We start from the raw sequence: 531 nt of genomic DNA, 5'->3' as shown, positions 1-531 counted from the left end.
GCCGGACAGTCCGCTTTTGGCGACATGTATGCCTGGTTCAAAAACGTCTTAATGTGGCCACTACAGGCTTATGCCGAGCACAATCCAGACTTTGCCTTAACTGCCGAAGAAGTTGCTTCAGAACTTTTGCCAATGCTCTCGCAAGCTGCCGAGCAGCAAGGTATCGACCAATATACTCCGGTTGCAATGGATTGGCTCAATGGCCGCCGAACCCCTTACGCAAACCAGCGTCTTAAAGGTGCCATTTGTGACTTAAACCTTGGTAGCTCATCACCTGCAATTTTCTCCGCACTCGTAGAATCCACTGCGCATGGCGCAAAAGCGATCGTCGATTGCTTTATAGAACAAGATGTCACTGTCGAACGCGTCATCGCCATTGGTGGCATTGCGCAAAAATCCCCTTACGTGATGCAAATGTGCGCCGATGTGATTGGTCGCGACATCATCGTGGTCGAATCAGATCAATGTTGCGCATTGGGGGCAGCAATTTTTGCAGCCGTCGCAGCTGGCGTTTACCCGACGACGAAATCA

General features: G+C 50.8%; 1 protein-coding gene. It reads left to right on the top strand.

Features of this window, described 5'->3' with window-relative positions:
• A partial coding sequence (locus tag R7Q48_RS30630) for an FGGY-family carbohydrate kinase (protein WP_318134185.1) occupies positions 1 to 531 on the top strand: 531 nt, incomplete at both ends.

This window comes from Vibrio sp. 378 (genome assembly GCF_033339435.1).
The sequence above is the reverse complement of the archived record's forward strand: the minus strand, read 5'-3'. Positions and strand labels throughout refer to the sequence as shown.